Origin of the sequence: Paractinoplanes polyasparticus (genome assembly GCF_019710575.1) — a bacterium.
Lineage (GTDB): Bacteria > Actinomycetota > Actinomycetes > Mycobacteriales > Micromonosporaceae > Actinoplanes > Actinoplanes polyasparticus.
Window position 1 is genome coordinate 620,421 of the sequence record NZ_JAHWFK010000001.1, and the last position, 14,526, is coordinate 634,946.

Annotated in this window: 14 protein-coding genes; 5 read left to right on the forward strand and 9 right to left on the reverse strand. The window is 71.1% G+C overall.

All coding sequences use genetic code 11. The features are described from left to right. The first annotated feature begins 24 nt into the window (after positions 1-24). Genes KXC43_RS02870 through KXC43_RS02880 form a run of 3 tightly spaced genes read left to right on the forward strand, consistent with a single transcriptional unit; the run spans position 25 to position 3,850 of the window. Positions 25-1,719 carry a putative Ig domain-containing protein gene (locus tag KXC43_RS02870; protein WP_221374270.1) on the forward strand — a complete coding sequence of 565 codons (1,695 nt, stop codon included), beginning with the start codon at positions 25-27 and terminating at the stop codon, positions 1,717-1,719. After that, on the forward strand, positions 1,716-2,351 hold the full coding sequence (locus tag KXC43_RS02875) for a PulJ/GspJ family protein (RefSeq protein ID WP_221374271.1): 636 nt from the start codon (positions 1,716-1,718) through the stop codon (positions 2,349-2,351). The genes KXC43_RS02870 and KXC43_RS02875 overlap by 4 nt, the downstream gene beginning before the upstream one ends. Further along, positions 2,348-3,850: a ricin-type beta-trefoil lectin domain protein gene (locus tag KXC43_RS02880; RefSeq protein ID WP_221374272.1), complete on the forward strand. Its 1,503-nt coding sequence runs from the start codon at positions 2,348-2,350 to the stop codon at positions 3,848-3,850. Before KXC43_RS02875 ends, KXC43_RS02880 begins: the two co-directional genes overlap by 4 nt. On the opposite strand, the gene KXC43_RS02885 is transcribed toward KXC43_RS02880, so the two are convergent. From KXC43_RS02885 to KXC43_RS02895, 3 genes are all read right to left on the reverse strand, one after another. Then, positions 3,847-5,361, reverse strand: coding sequence for a GGDEF domain-containing protein (locus KXC43_RS02885; RefSeq protein ID WP_221374273.1), 1,515 nt, complete (start codon positions 5,359-5,361; stop codon positions 3,847-3,849). The two genes, KXC43_RS02880 and KXC43_RS02885, sit on opposite strands and share 4 nt — an antisense overlap. A 102-nt stretch (positions 5,362-5,463) precedes the next feature. Next, positions 5,464-5,700, reverse strand: coding sequence for a DUF3817 domain-containing protein (locus KXC43_RS02890; protein ID WP_221374734.1), 237 nt, complete (start codon positions 5,698-5,700; stop codon positions 5,464-5,466). A 2-nt stretch (positions 5,701-5,702) separates the two neighbouring features. Further along, the gene (locus tag KXC43_RS02895) at positions 5,703-6,125 is read right to left on the reverse strand and encodes a hypothetical protein (RefSeq protein ID WP_221374274.1); all 423 of its coding nucleotides are present in this window, start codon (positions 6,123-6,125) and stop codon (positions 5,703-5,705) included. Positions 6,126-6,211: 86 nt separating this feature from the next. Here KXC43_RS02895 and KXC43_RS02900 point away from each other — a divergent pair, with 86 nt between their 5' ends. Next, positions 6,212-7,162, forward strand: a complete 951-nt coding sequence (locus tag KXC43_RS02900) for a GlxA family transcriptional regulator (RefSeq protein ID WP_221374275.1) — start codon at positions 6,212-6,214, stop codon at positions 7,160-7,162. Here the strand turns inward: KXC43_RS02900 and KXC43_RS02905 are convergent. From KXC43_RS02905 to KXC43_RS02915, 3 genes are all read right to left on the reverse strand, one after another. Next, positions 7,159-7,827 (reverse strand): YceI family protein, encoded by a 669-nt coding sequence (locus KXC43_RS02905; RefSeq protein WP_221374276.1) that lies wholly within the window; start codon positions 7,825-7,827, stop codon positions 7,159-7,161. The genes KXC43_RS02900 and KXC43_RS02905 overlap by 4 nt on opposite strands. Positions 7,828-8,100: 273 nt before the next feature. Further along, the gene (locus tag KXC43_RS02910) at positions 8,101-9,096 is read right to left on the reverse strand and encodes an LLM class flavin-dependent oxidoreductase (RefSeq protein WP_221374277.1); all 996 of its coding nucleotides are present in this window, start codon (positions 9,094-9,096) and stop codon (positions 8,101-8,103) included. Positions 9,097-9,120: 24 nt separating this feature from the next. Beyond that, positions 9,121-9,732, reverse strand: a complete 612-nt coding sequence (locus KXC43_RS02915) for a class I SAM-dependent methyltransferase (RefSeq protein ID WP_221374278.1) — start codon at positions 9,730-9,732, stop codon at positions 9,121-9,123. 87 nt (positions 9,733-9,819) lie between these two features. On the opposite strand from KXC43_RS02915, the gene KXC43_RS02920 reads away from it, so the two are divergent. Further along, positions 9,820-12,129 (forward strand): putative bifunctional diguanylate cyclase/phosphodiesterase, encoded by a 2,310-nt coding sequence (locus KXC43_RS02920; RefSeq protein WP_221374279.1) that lies wholly within the window; start codon positions 9,820-9,822, stop codon positions 12,127-12,129. Here KXC43_RS02920 and KXC43_RS02925 read toward each other — a convergent pair. The 3 genes from KXC43_RS02925 to KXC43_RS02935 are packed head-to-tail and all read right to left on the reverse strand — an operon-like array spanning position 12,126 to position 14,514. Then, positions 12,126-13,187, reverse strand: coding sequence for an amidoligase family protein (locus KXC43_RS02925; RefSeq protein WP_221374280.1), 1,062 nt, complete (start codon positions 13,185-13,187; stop codon positions 12,126-12,128). The genes KXC43_RS02920 and KXC43_RS02925 overlap by 4 nt on opposite strands. Then, entirely contained in the window at positions 13,184-13,999 is an 816-nt protein-coding gene (locus KXC43_RS02930; RefSeq protein WP_221374281.1) for a hypothetical protein, read from the reverse strand. Before KXC43_RS02930 ends, KXC43_RS02925 begins: the two co-directional genes overlap by 4 nt. Beyond that, entirely contained in the window at positions 13,996-14,514 is a 519-nt protein-coding gene (locus KXC43_RS02935; protein ID WP_285904621.1) for a SigE family RNA polymerase sigma factor, read from the reverse strand. The genes KXC43_RS02930 and KXC43_RS02935 overlap by 4 nt, the downstream gene beginning before the upstream one ends. Between the last annotated feature and the right edge of the window lie 12 nt (positions 14,515-14,526).

Consider the following 14,526-nt stretch of genomic DNA (forward strand, 5'->3'; position numbering starts at 1 on the left):
GGACCAGCGTGCCGGAAGGAACGTATGCGGGACAGTGCCTCCGGCGGCGCCGGCGAGGAGGGCTTCAGCCTCGTTGAGGTCCTCGTCGCCCTGGCCGTCCTGTCCATCACCCTGCTCGCCAGCACCCCCTTCTTCGTGGGCAGCCTGCGCAGCGTCAACAAGCAGCGCACCGAGCAGGCCGCCATCCAGCTGGCCGACACCGCCATGGAGCAGGTGCGCGGTCTCAAGGGCAGCTCACTGCTGACCGGGCACGGCCGGCAGGCCGGCGAGGAGCAGTTCGCCGCCGCGCCCGCCGCGGTCAAGCCCTATCTGGCGACCATGCAGGTCGGGCACGACGAGGACGACGGCGTGCTGCCGACCGACGGCGCCGACGCCCCGATCTCCACCGCGGCCCAGGTCACCACCGTCGAGGGCACCCCGTACACGCGGATGATCTACATCGGGATGTGTGAGGTCTATCTGACCCGCACCGGCGACTGCGTCTATCCGCTGGGCAGCAGCGCCGAGCCGGCCGACAAGACCAAGATCTTGAAATTCTTCCGCGCCGTCGTGCTGATCACCTGGCCCGACAACTCGTGCGACGTGACCCCGGGCAATCCGCCGAACACCTGCCTGTACGTCACGTCGACGCTCGTCTCGCGCGCGCCGGAGCCCAACTTCGACGTGCACCGGCCGTCGCCGACCGTCCTCACCAAGTCGCTCACCTTCTACCGGGGCATCCTGACCGCCGCCCAGCTCGAGGCGCGCGGCGGTCAGCTCCCCAACACCTGGACCGTCGGCGCGCTGCCGGCCGGGCTCTCGATGACCCCGCTCGGCGTCATCAACGGCACTCCGACCACGGCCGGCGTCACCGTGACCACGACGACCGTCACCGACAAGCTGAACCGGACCGACACCGAGCCCATCAGGTTCACGGTGGTGCTGCCGACCACCGTGACCGCGCCCGCCGGCACCACCAGCCACGTCGGCGATGCGGTGGCCCTGCAGGCCACGGCGGCCAACGGCGTCGGCCCGTACGTCTACAGCTCCTCGACCCTCGCTCCCGGGCTCACGATCAACCCCGATACCGGCGCGATCACGGGCGCGATCACCACCGCCGGCGCCTACACCTCGACGATCACCGCCACCGACCAGAACGGCATCGCCGGTTCGAGCACCTACACCCACACGGTGCTCCCCGCCGTCACCCTCGGCCCGCTGACCGACCAGGCGATCGACATCAAGTCCAAGCTCTCGGTGACCGCGGCCGGCGCGGGCGGCAACGGGAACTACTCGTACAGCGCCACCGGACTGCCCCCCGGCGTGACCATCAACGACAAGAACGGCAAGATCAGCGAAAAGGTCGATGTAACCGGCCGCTTCCTGCCCATGATCACCGTCACCGACAGCCTCGGCGGCGCCGGCGGCACCGCGAACCAGCGGTTCGTCCTGATCGTCAACACCACCAATTCCCTCATCTTCACGGCCCCGGCTCTGGCCGCGCCCGATCAGACGACCGTCCGGGGCACCCCGGCGTCGCTGGCGCTGGCGACCAACGGGTCGCTGCTCGGCCTGAGCCCGGTCGTGACGGTCACCGGCCTGCCGCCGGGCCTGACCTACAACGCGCTGTCCGGAGCCATCTCGGGCACGCCGACCACCGCGGGCGCGTACACGGTGACCGCGACCGCCACCACGGTGACCGCGACCAGTGTCCTCACTCTCGTCTGGACGGTCACATGATCGACGACGAACGCGACGACGCCGGCTTCACCCTCACCGAGCTGCTGGTCGCCATGGGCCTGATGTCGGTGGTGCTGATCATCGTGACCAGCGGGGTGGCCGAGGTCTATTCGAACGTCAACCGGGCCGACACCATGAGCGCCGCCCGCGAACAGCTCACCACCAGCTTCCGCCGGCTCGACAAGGAGCTGCGCTACGCGAGCTGGGTCTCGACGCCCGGCAAGGTCGGCAGCGACTGGTACATGGAGTACGCCACTCCCCTCGGCTGCCGGCAACTCGTCCTCCGGAACGGCGTGCTGACCACGGCAAGCTGGAACCTGCCGTCGACCACGCCGGGCACGCCGGCCACGATCGGCACCAACCTGACCCAGACCGGTGCCACGGACCCCTTCACGGTCTACCTGCCCAACTCGCAGCCGTTCGCGTCGGCCAGCCCCGGGACTGCGGGGGTGGGCAACGACTACCAACTCGCGCACACCCAGGTCCGGATCCGGCTCACCGGCGCGCTGGGCCCGACCAGCCTGCCCTTCGACGTGCTCTTCACGGCCCAGAACACCAACGCCAGCAACGTGTTCTCGGACAACGGCAAGCTGACGCCCAACGACTGCAGCAAGGCGAGGCCCACGGCATGAGACATTCGTGGCTGCGCGACGACAGGGGCTCGATGCCGATGGCGATGCTGGTCGTCACGGTGGTGTTGTCGCTGTCGGCGCTGATGGTCCCGCTGGTGCTGCGCCAGATCAGGGCCACACAGAACCTCGCCGAGCGCGTCGCCGCGCTCAACGCCGCCCAGGCCGGCATGGACGTGATGATGGCCCGGGTCCGCGCGGCCGCCGACCAGGACACCCAGAGCGGCTACCTGGAGAACCTGCCCCCGTGCACGCTCGCCGGCGAGGCCGGCCTGAGGTCGGACGGCGACAAGCTCACGTACGCAGTGACCCTGAAATACCGCGACCAGGACGGCCTCGACATGCCCTGCCCCGCCACCGAGGTGCCCACCACGGCCATCGTCAGCTCGGTCGGGACCGGCGGCTCGACCAAGCGGAACCTGGTCGCCACCTACGTGTTCTCCACCAGCAACACGAACATCCCGGGCGGCCAGATCCGGATCGCGTCGTCCCCCCTCGGCAACCAGTGCCTGGACTCCACGTCGAGCAAGGCCCCGGCGGCCAACACCGCTGTCCTCATGGCCCCGTGCGACGGCAGCAGCCGGCAGCAGTTCGGCTACACGGCCGACCTGTACCTCAAGCTGATCAACTCGGAGTCGTCCGGCGCCTCGTCCGGTATGTGCCTGTACTCGGGCGACCGCAAGGCAGGTACGGCTCTGGTCTTCCGGCCCTGCCCGGCCGTCCGCACCACCACGTTCCAGTGGGCGCTGGACGGCAGCTCGAGATTCCACTCCACGACCACGGACAGCAAGTCGGACGGCGGTTCCTGCGTGAACGTCAAGTCCCCGGGCTCGACGGCGGACCGTGCGGTGGTGCTGGGCGGCTGCTCGGACAACAGCCAGACGGTCATCTGGCGTTCGGCGACCGGCGTCGGCGCGGGCATGGCCGGCGACAGCACCAACCAGCTGGTCAACTACGCCCAGTTCAGCCGGTGCCTGGACGTCACGAACCAGAAGGAGGACTGGGCGTACATGATCGCCTGGTTCTGCAAGCAGGACCCCGGCGGCGTCGTCGACTGGAACCAGCAATGGGTCCACCCGACACCGGTGATTCCCAACATCACCGCGACCGGACCGATCATCGTCAACCACACGAACCAAACCAGCAACAGCAAGAACGGCTCCGCCGCCAAGAACTATTGCCTGCGCTCCCCCGGCATCGTGACGGCGACCTCGTGGGTGACGGTCGTGTCATGCACCACCCCGGCCGCCCAGGCCCAGCAGAACCTGACGTGGACCGTCTATCACGACACCGGGGACTACGGCACCAGCTACCGCATCAAGGACTACCAGGGCAACTGCCTGCAACCGACGGCCCAGGGCAGCGGCGTGGCCAACGACTTCCACGGCGACGGCACCAGCAAGGTCAAGGTCTCGGTGTGCAACCGGTCCGAGCTGCAGAAGTGGAACGCGCCGGCCAACATCAGCCAGCCCACACCCCTGACCGACCTGGTGGAGTACTAGCTCGCGTGGGTCATGGTGGGGTCGTGACGTAGCCACGTGTTCGTGCCCCGGCGCTTGGCCGTGTACATGGCCACGTCGGCGTCGCGCAGCAGGGACGTCACGTCGGAACCCGGGGTGGCGGCGGCCACGCCGATGCTGGCGGCGGCTCGCACCGGGATGCCGTCGATCTCTTCGGGAACGGCCAGGGCGGCCAGGATGCGTTCGGCCGTCCGGGACGCCTCGGGCGCCGCGCAGTCCGGCAGCAGGACGGCGAATTCGTCGCCGCCCAGACGGGCGGCCAGGTCACCGGCGCGGATCGCGGTGCGCAGCCGGTCCGCGACCGCGATCAGCAGGGCGTCGCCGGCCGCGTGGCCCATCGTGTCGTTCACGGCCTTGAAGCCGTCCAGGTCGACCAGCAGCACTGACACCCGGGCCGACGGCGCCGCCAGGGCGTGCGCGACCTGGTCGTGGAAGTGGGTGCGGTTGGCCAGGCCGGTCAAGCCGTCGAAGTTCGCCTGGTGCCGCAGGCGGATCTCGTGCTCGCGCAGGCGGTCGATCAGCGCGCTGTTGTCGTGGAAGGCCACCAGCTGCCGGCCCGCGACCAGCCCGCAGATCAGCACGAGCCCGGCCACCACGCCCCACAGGCGGGCGTTCACGCCGGCCGGCAACACCACGATCAGCGCGCCGAAGGCGACCACCATGGCGGCGTACGGCAGAAGGCTGTAGGGCTTGCGCCGGCGCTGGCCGAACGCCGCGGCCCGGTCGGCGCCGGCCAGGACGAGCTGGATGCGCGGTCCGCTGGTGATCAGCAGGGTGGGCAGCAGGCACACCAGGTAGACCAGCGGCGCCGCCACCCCGCCGTCCTCCCGCGAGAGGACCATGCCGACGGTCATCGCGACCGCCGAGCCGATCATCGGGATGGCGGCCGCCGTGTGCATGGGCGCGTTGCCGCTGAGGATCATCTTGATCGCGGCGAACGCGGCCGTGATGCTCACACCGGTCGCCGCGATCACGGCCAGCAGCTCCGGCTGGGAATATTCGCCGGGCGTCGCCAGCAGGCACCAGGCGACCACGCCGCCGGCCGCCAGCACGGTCGCCGAGTCGAGCCAGTAGCCGAGGCGTTCGCGGCCGGACCGGGTCGGATGCGGGTGGGCCAGCATCGCCACCACCACCGCGGTCAGCCCGATGCCGAGGCAGACGGTCTGCACCGTGCCGCCGGCCGTCGTCCACTCCCCGGGCGTGAAGGTCAGGATCGTCTGGGAGGTGTCGCCCACCGTGAAAAGCAGGCCGACGGCGACCAGGACCAGCCAGAACCGGCGGACCGCGCCGGTGGCCAGCCGGGCCACCCGCCACGAGCAGAACGCCAGCATCAGGTCCATCGGCGGCTGGACCGCCCAGAACACCCGGACCGGGCCGGCGGCATGCCCGTCGAGCAGGACGAACAACACCGCCGCGAGCCCGATCCACGCCACGAAGGCGAGCAGGAGGGGGTCGCGGCGCAGTCTGGCCACGGTGGGCACGGAGTCGGCCATGCGGGACTCCCTCCGCTCGATACGGGCCACGGCGACCCATGACGCTCCGTATCGACACCGCAGACGCACGGTTGAGAAGTCGGTCCCGCCCGGCGACGCGCGTCACGCCGGTATTGCTCGCAGTGCCAGCAGCCCTCCGACGCCCGGCACCACGGCGAGCAGCCGGGGCCGCGTCCGGCTGGTCGCCGCCGCGGTGGCCCCGATGACCAGCAGGTAGGCGCAGCCGTGCAGGGGGCCGAGCAGCGTGGCGACCCACGGCACGTGAACGGTGGCCAGATTGCCCAGCAACACCACCAACGAGAAGAACTCGACACCGGTGGCGGTCCGCAACAGCCTCATCGTCACGCGCCCGTCGTCGAGCCGGGGCGCACGATCATCAGGACGACCACCGTGGCCCAGAGCAGGTTGAAGACGCCGGAGACCATGCCCAGGCGGCCGGCGTCGACCGGGTCCTTCGACCACAGGGCGGCCGCCTGAGCCGGCAGGATCGCATAGCCGAGCACCGCGGCGGCCAGAACCGTGAGCAGGATCGAGACGAGCAGCCAGGCGTCGGTCAGGACGCCCAGCGACGCCCCGGTGGCCAGCCCGAGCACCGGAACCGCCAGCCCGACCAGCGCGTAGACGCGGCTGATGCGGTGCAGGGTGCGCATCTGGTCGAGGTCGGCCCGGCGCACCGCGGCCGGGAACATGCTGGCCGCCACGGTCACCGGGCCGATGGCCACGATCGCGGCGAGAACATGCAGGGAGAGCAGTACTTTTGTCACGGTCACCGACCGTATGGGCGGGCTCGAAGATCCGGAAGTGGCTCGAATGACACAGGTCAACGGATTCTCGCCATACACTGCCGGGCATGCATCAGCTCGCCGTTCTCGCGCTCGACAACGTCGTCGCCTTCGACCTCGCCACCCCGCTCGAGGTCTTCGGCCGGGTGCGCCTGGCCGACGGCTCGCGGCCCTACGACGTACGCGTGTGCGCCCCGCAGCCCGAGGTCAGCGCGCAGGCCTTCACCGTGCGGGCTGAGCACGGCCTGGAGGCGCTCGAGTCGGCCGGCACGATCGTGCTCCCGGGTTGTCACGACGCCACTCAGCCCGTACCGGAAGAGGTTCTGACCGCCCTTCGGACGGCTGCGAGCCGCGGCGCGCGCATCGCCTCGATCTGCGCCGGCGCGTTCGTCCTGGCCGCCACCGGCCTGCTCGACGGCCGGCGGGCCACCACCCACTGGCTCGGCGCCGCCCAGTTCCGCGCGATGTTCCCGGCGGTCGAGCTCGACCCCGGGGTGCTGTACGTCGACGAGGGGCAGTTCCTCACCTCGGCCGGCGCCGCCGCCGGGCTCGACCTGTGCCTGCACCTGCTGCGCCGCGACCACGGCTCGGCGGTGGCCGCACAGGCCGCCCGGCTGTCGGTGATGCCGCTGGAGCGCGAGGGCGGCCAGGCCCAGTTCATCGTGCCCGAGCAGCCGCCGGCGCCGCGCGGGTCCGAGCTGGAACCGCTGCTGCGCTGGCTCGACGACAACGCCGGGCACGACCTGACGCTGGAGGCGATCGCCGGCCGGGCCGGCATGAGCACCCGGACGCTGAACCGGCGCTTCCGCGAACAGACCGGCACCACGCCGCTGCAGTGGCTGCACCGGACCCGCATCCGCCGCGCCCAGCACCTGCTGGAGACGACCGCCCACCCCGTCGACCGGATCGGCTCACAGGTCGGCTTCGGCTCCCCCACGGCCTTCCGCGACCGCTTCAAGCGCGTCGTCGGCACCAGCCCGCACAGCTACCGCCGGAGCTTCCGCACGGAGCAGTTCTAGGTGTCGGTCTCGAGAATGGCCTCGCCCGCGATCTCGATGCGCACGCTCTTGCCGACCAGGAAGCCGCCGCTCTCGAGCAGCACGTTCCACACCAGGCCGAAGTCCTCGCGCTCGAAGTCGGCGGTCGCGCTGAACCCGAAGATGTCACGGTCGTAGGGGTCGCGCCGCGCGCCGCCGTACTCGACGTTGAGGTCGATCGGCCGGGTCACGTCGCGGATGGTGAGCAGGCCGTTCACCACGAACTTGCCGCTGGGCCGGGCCGCCGGCACCGCCGCGGCGTTGGGCCGGCGCGACAGCGGGTTGTTGCGCAGCCGGGCCCACAGGAAGATCTCGTCGTTGTTCTGCTGCCACTGCACGCCGGTGCTGCGGAACGTGATCACCGGGTAGCGCTCGACGTCGAGGAAGTCGGGGCCCGACAGGTGTGTGTCGCGATCGGCGTTGTGCGTGGTGAGGCTGGTGGTGTCGATGGTGGCCGTCACCGACGAGCGCATCGGGTCCTCCGCCACGAAGATCGTCGCGTTGCCGCGGGAGAACTCGCCGCGGACCGGGCTCACCATCATGTGCTGGGCGAGGAATCCGAGCCGCTTGTGCGCATCGTCCAATTTGTACACACCGGTGTCGGGAATGGTCAGGCCGTTCCACTCCCGGATCGGTCGGTCGACCATAACGTCGCTTCACCCCTCGGCCACGTGCCCACGATGCATTCTCCGAATTCAAAGGATCTTAGGCCGAGAAAGGCCGCGCTCGCCGCCCGCCCGGCCACTCAGGGTGCGGACGGGCAGCTCAGTGGCCGGGAACACCGTCACGAACGTGCACTTAAGACCGATTTATACGGCGACCGGAATCACATTTCCCCGGCAATGGTGACGCAGTGTTTCAGTGAATGAAACAAACCCGACAGGGTGACGATGGCCACCCTATCCCAGAATCACTTCGAGCTATTTCGATGCCCGCATGATCTCGCCGGTGAGTTCGACCGAGCGCACCCGGTCGGTCACGGCCGACGCGTGGTGAGCCGTGATGAGTTCGTCGGCCTTGGCCTCCTCGGCGAACTTCTCCAGATACTCGCGGACCTCGCTGGGCGTGCCGACCGCGGTGTACCGGGTCATGTTGGCCAGGCCGGCCCCGGCCGGGGAGGCCAGGAAGGCGTCGATCTCGGCGTCGGTGAAGTTGGCCCCGCGGGCGCCCCGCGTGATCATCGCCCGGGTGCGGGCCCGGTAGGCCCGGGTGCGCTGCTCTTCCGCGGTCGCGGTGTCGTCGGCCGCGAAGACGTTGACCCCGGCGATCACGTACGGCTCGGCCAGCTGCTCGGACGGACTGAACGTCTCGCGGTAGACGGTGACGGCCTGGTGCAGCGCGTCGGGGGCGAAATGCGAGGCGAACGCGTACGGCAGGCCGAGCTGAGCCGCCAGCTGGGCGCCGAACAGCGACGAGCCGAGGATGTAGAGCGGCACCGGCGACTGCGGGCGGGGCACCGACTGGACGCCCGGCACCCGGGTGTGACCCGTGAGGTAGCCGTTGAGCTCGAGAACGTCCTGCGGGAACGAGTCGGCGGAGCTGTTGTCGCGGCGCAGCGCGAGCATCGTGTTCTGGTCGGTGCCGGGGGCGCGGCCCAGGCCCAGGTCGATGCGGCCGGGGTAGAGCGTGGCCAGCGTGCCGAACTGCTCGGCGATCACCAGCGGCGAGTGGTTGGGCAGCATGACGCCGCCCGAGCCGAGCCGGATGCGCTCGGTGTGGGCGGCCACGTAGCCGATCACCACGCTGGTCGCCGACGACGCGATGCTGGGCATGTTGTGGTGCTCGGCGTACCAGACGCGCTCGTAGCCCGTACGTTCCGCGGCCCGGGCCAGCGCGACGCTGGCCTCGAAGCTCTCGAGCGGGGTCTGCCCGCTGCTGATCGGGGCGAGGTCGAGAATCGAGAGCGCGGTCACCATGGAACCGAACGTACTCCGCGGTCCTTACACCGGCACTGTGCGCCGGAACACGTCGAGCAGGAACCACTCGTCCTCGTGGTGGACGACCCGCTCGAGCCCGGGCCGGGCCGCCAGCGCCCCGTGCACCTGGAAACCGTCGTAGTTGCCGCCGGTGGCCCGGTCGCGGAAGTGCACAGCGACGATGTCGCCGCCCGGCTCGAGCCGCTGCACCAGGCCGTCCAGGGTGGCGTGCAGGTCAGCTTCGTTGAAGTAGTAGAGCAGGTCGCCCACGACGATCAGGTCGAAGGTGGCGTCGGGCAGCTCGGCCGGCAGGTTGGCCCGCTCCACCCGTACGTTCTCCAAGTCGCGAACCACCTCGCGGGCCTGCTCGACGGCGGAGTCCACCGAGTCGACGGCCAGCACCTCGTCGCAGCGCGGCGCCAGCAGGGCGGTGAGCAGCCCGATCGAGGCGCCCGGCTCGTAACAACGGCGGTAGTGCTCGCGGGGCAGGCTGGCCACCGTCACCGCGTACTTGCGGCGGTCGTGCCATTTCGTCGCCAGATCCCACGGATCGTCCTTCGCCAGGTAGAGCCCGGTGAAGTAATCCAGCGAGACGGAGTCGGCCGGGGGTTGCGCGTCGTCGAGAGCTCGTGCCACGCGACGACAACTTACCGGATCGCTTGAGGAACGCCGCGCCCTGCCGATGGGACAGATGACGGTGTCGGGCCGAAAGGAGGGGGCGCGATGCTCTCGCGTGCCCGCCGATGGTGGTGGTGCTGGCTCCTGGCCGTCGCGGCGCCGCTCATCCTCGTCTCGCCGGCGCTGGGAACCACGGGCGAGCTGACCGTCTACGGTCTCACCGGCGCCTGCGCGGTCGCCGCTGTCGTGCTCGGCATCCGCTTGCACCGGCCGGACCGGCGACTGGCCTGGTCGCTGCTCGCGGTCGCGGCCGTGTTCGTGGCGGCCGGGCCGCTCGCCTGGGCCGTCGCGCCGGACGTCATCCTGGTTCCGGGGCCCGGCATAACGCTGTTCGACGCGTTGTTCCTGGCCTCGTATCCGGCCCTGATCGCCGGGCTTGCGCTGCTCGCCGACCGGTCCGGCGTCTCCCGGTGGGCCGGGCTCACCGAGACCGGTGTCGTGCTCTGCACCGGCGCCGTCCTGGCCTGGGTCCTCCTGTACGACCCGTACGTCCTCGACAACCCGGCGGCGCACCCCAACCCGGTTGTCATCGCCTACCCCTTCCTCGACGCGCTGGTCATGGGGCTGGCGGTGCGGCTGATCGTCGTCCAGGCGCGCCTGACCCACCCGCACCTCATCGTGCTCGCCGCGGCCCTGCTGATAGCCGCCTCCGACGTCCGCTACTTCCTGCAGGTCACCCGGGGCGAGGCCCTCGACGGCGCGATGACGCTGAGCGTGGGCGCCTGCATCGGGGCGTACGTGCTGATCGGGGCGGCGGCGCTGCACCCCGGCGCTGCCCGGCTCGACCCGGTGCCCGGCGCCCGGGTGAGCGCCCGGCGCTCGCTGGCGCTGCACGTGGCCCTGGTGGTCGTCAGCCCCCTGGCCATGGCCCACTCCCTGTTCACCGACCGCGGCCCGCACGACCTCGGACCGCACTACCTGAGCGTGCCGCTCACCCTGACCGCGATCGGCGCCGTGCTGCTGGCGGTCCGGATGGCTCTGGCCATCCGGCTGGCCGAGCAGCAGGCGGCGTCGCTGGGCCGCGCGCTGGCCGAGCAGGCCGAGCTGCAGGAGTCGATGCGGCGGATGGCGCTGCACGACAACCTCACCGGACTGCCCAACCGTCACCTGTTCGACGAGCGGCTCACCCTCGTCTGTCAGGCCGGTCAGCGCCGGGGCGCGCTGCTGATCCTCGACCTGGACGGCTTCAAGGACGTCAACGACCGGCTCGGCCACCCGATCGGCGACCAGCTGCTGATCGAGGCGGCCGACCGGCTGGGCCGGTTGCTCGGCCCCGGCGAGACCCTGGCCCGCCCCGGCGGCGACGAGTTCGTGATGCTGCTGCCGGCCGCGGGCATCGCCGAGGTGAAGGCCCGGGCCGACGCCGTGCTGGCCACGCTGCGCCGCCCGGTCGAGGTCAGCGGGCACACGCTGCACGTCACGGCCAGCGTCGGCATCCGCCGTCTGGCGCCCCCGGCCGGCCCCGACGAGCTGCTCAGCGACGCCGACCTGGCGCTCTACGCGGCCAAGGCGGCCGGTAAGGACCGCCAGGAGCTCTTCGATCCTCGCCTGCGACGCGAGCAGGCCGAGCGGATCCGCATGGTCGAGCGGCTCCGCGCGGCCGTCGACGCGGGCGAGTTCGCGGTGCACTACCAGCCGATCGTCGCGCTGCGATCGGGCGCCTCGGTGAGCTTCGAGGCCCTCGTGCGGTGGACGCCGCCCGGGCAGCCGCCGGTGGGGCCGGACAAGTTCATCCCGGCCGCCGAGGACAGCGGTCTGATCGTCGCCCTGGGCGAGTGGGTGTTGCGGCAGGCCTGCGCCGAGGCGGCTCCCTGGCACCGACGGCACGGCACGACCATCGCGGTGAACGTGTCGCCCCGGCAGCTGGCCGAACCGTACTTCGCCGACCAGGTGCGCCAGGCCCTGGCCGACAGCGGCCTGCCGCCGAACGCTCTGACGATCGAGATCACCGAGGGCGTGCTGGTGCGTTCGGGGGCACACACCGAACTGGCCCTGAGCCACCTGAGCGAGCTGCGCGCCGACGGCGTGCGGGTGGCGATCGACGACTTCGGCACCGGGTACTCGTCGCTGGCCTACCTGCGCGACCTCCCGATCGACATCCTGAAGATCGACAGATCCTTCATGCCGGTCGACCCGGCCGACGCCCAGCAGGCCGCGCTGGTGCGCGCGATCGTCGACCTGGCCCGCAGCCTGGGGCTGACCACCGTGGCCGAGGGGGTCGAGACCGCCCACCACGCCGAACTGCTGCGCACCCTGGGCTGTGACCGCGGCCAGGGCTGGCTCTTCGGCCGTCCGGGCCCGCCCACTGCCGCGTCCATCCGACTCTCCGCCGAGAGCACAGTGGGGATCGGTTAGCGGCGGGCCAGGGCCTCGGCCGCGAAATGCATCAGCTGCTCCACGGCCTCGGCCGGGTCGGGGTCGGGCTCGGGCAGCGACGACGAGAACAGGCAGCGTTCGAGCAGCAGCTCGACCAGGGCGGCGCGGTCGACGACCTCGGCGGTGGTGATCGCCCCGGGCAGGATGCGGACCTCGACCGTGTCGCGCACCGGGCGCTCGGCGAACAGCTGCGTCAGGTTGATGTCGAAGAACTTGGTGAGCCCGCCCTCCTTGGCCGCTGCGCGCAGCTCGTCCCACCCGGGCCGGCCGGCGGTGGCGGCCACCAGCGGCCCGGGCAGCGGGGCGAGGCGGCGGCAGGCCGGATTGGTCTGCAGCAGCGCCCGCAACGGCTCGCGCCAGCCGGCGAACAGGCGCACCACGTTGGCCAGGGCCGTCGGCCCCCGGAACGGGCCGCCGTCGAAGTGCAGGTGGACGGCGGCCTCGTGGGGAACCGTGAAGCCGAGCTCACGGGCCGGGCCGAGCAGCTCCTCGAGGGCCTCGTCGTGACCGGCGGCGATCGGCGGCGTCACGATCTCGCACGGCCGCTCACGCTCGGAACCGGCCGGGGCGGCCAGCGCGATCGTGCCCCCGTCGGGATCGTCGAGCCGGTAGACGTCGCCGATCTGCGACGGCTTGGTGCCCCACAGGGAGGCGGCCGTGTCGAGCACCGTGTCGAGCGGTCCGGCCGGGTCGCACTGCTCGGCGAGCAGGCTCAGCAGCCGCGGCTCGTCGCTGAGCACGCGGAACCAGCCCGGCCGGGCCGGGGTGCGCGGATCGAGGCCGTCGAGCAGGGTGATGTCGTCGACCAGGGCGCACAGCGGGCTTCCGTCCGGCCGGTCGACCGCGAAGCCCAGCGTGAGGTTGAGGAACTTGCCCAGGCCGGGCACCAGCGACGGCTCACTGTCGCGGTGCCAGACCGGGCGGACCCGGCCGCCGCAGCGGGCGGCCAGGTCGTCGGCGAGGCTGCGCCGGCTGGCGCCGCGGGGCGCCATCAGCTCGATCTCGAAGCCGATGCGCCGGCGCAACCGAGCCGTCACGGCTGGATCGGAAGGGTCTGACCGGCCAGCAGGCGCTTGCCGCCCTCGACCTTGGCCGACCAGGCGTCCTTCAGGTTCCACAACTTGGCCAGCTTGACCGCGTCCTCGACGTCGTAGCCGGTGTCGAAGAACTTGCTGACCCGCTTGGAGGTGAGCGCCTCCTTCACGCCCTCGGCCGTCGGCTTGACCGGCAGTTCCTGGCCGGCCAGGAGGCGCTTGCCCGCCTCGAGCTTGGCGTCGGACGGGTCGGCGATCTTCCAGATCTTGGCCAGCTTCTCGGCCTCGGTCCAGGTGTAGCCGGCGTTGAAGAACGCGGTGAACCGCGCGTCGTCCATCGGCCTGGTCGTCTCTTCCTCGACCGGGGCGTCGGGCTGCGGCTTGATCGGCAGCGTCTCGCCGAGCAGCAGACGGCGACCGGCCTCGGCCTTGACCGCGACCCGGTTGTCGTCGCTCAGCTTCCAGATCTTGGCCAGGCGGCCGGCGTCGTCGTAGCCGAAGCCGGCGTCGTAGTAGGCCTCGAGCTGCGCGTCGCGCTGCTTCTCGGGGTCGGCGCTCGGGCTGGCGGGCGCTGCAGCCGGCACACCGGCGGCGGTGTTGTTCGCCGCGTTGTTGGCCGGAAGGAACGCGGGCAGGTTGATGGCCCCGGCGATCAGGCCGGCGCCGAGCACGCCACCGGCGGCGATCTGTGCGCCCCGCCGGCGCCGCTTGTACTTCTGGGAAAGCTCTTGAACGCGGGCGTAGACCGCGGAGGGGTCAGGGGTGTTGTGCTCGTGGCTCTCGAAGGCCTCGCGCAGTTGATTGCGGTCGGTCACGACTTCTCCTCGGCGGGAATGCGTTCCATGAGCTCCGGTGAGAGCCGGAGCGTTTTCAGAGCCCTCGAGGCATGGCTGCGCACCGTTGCCTGGGAACACCCCAGCAGGTCGGCGATCTGGTCGTCGTCCAGCTGCTCGTAGTAGCGCAGCACCAGGACGGCCCGCTGTTTGCGCCCGAGGGTGGCCAGGCGCCGCCAGAGGATGTCGGCCATGACGACACCCTCGGCGTGATCGCGCACGCCGCCGCGGGCATCATCCAGCTCGACCAGCCGTTCACCGACCGAGTGCACGTGGCGGACCGCCCAGCTGCGCCGCCACGACAGGTACTCGTTGAGCACCATGCGCCGCACGTACGCCTCGGGCGATTCCGCCTCGCTGATCCGCCGCCATCGGACTTGCGCCCGGGCCAGCACCTCCTGAACGACGTCCTGGGCCAGCTCGCGGTCGCCGGTGAGGACGACCGCGTAGCGCAGGAGACTCGGAAGCCGGGCCATCGCGAATTGCTCGAAGGTCACAACCACTACGAC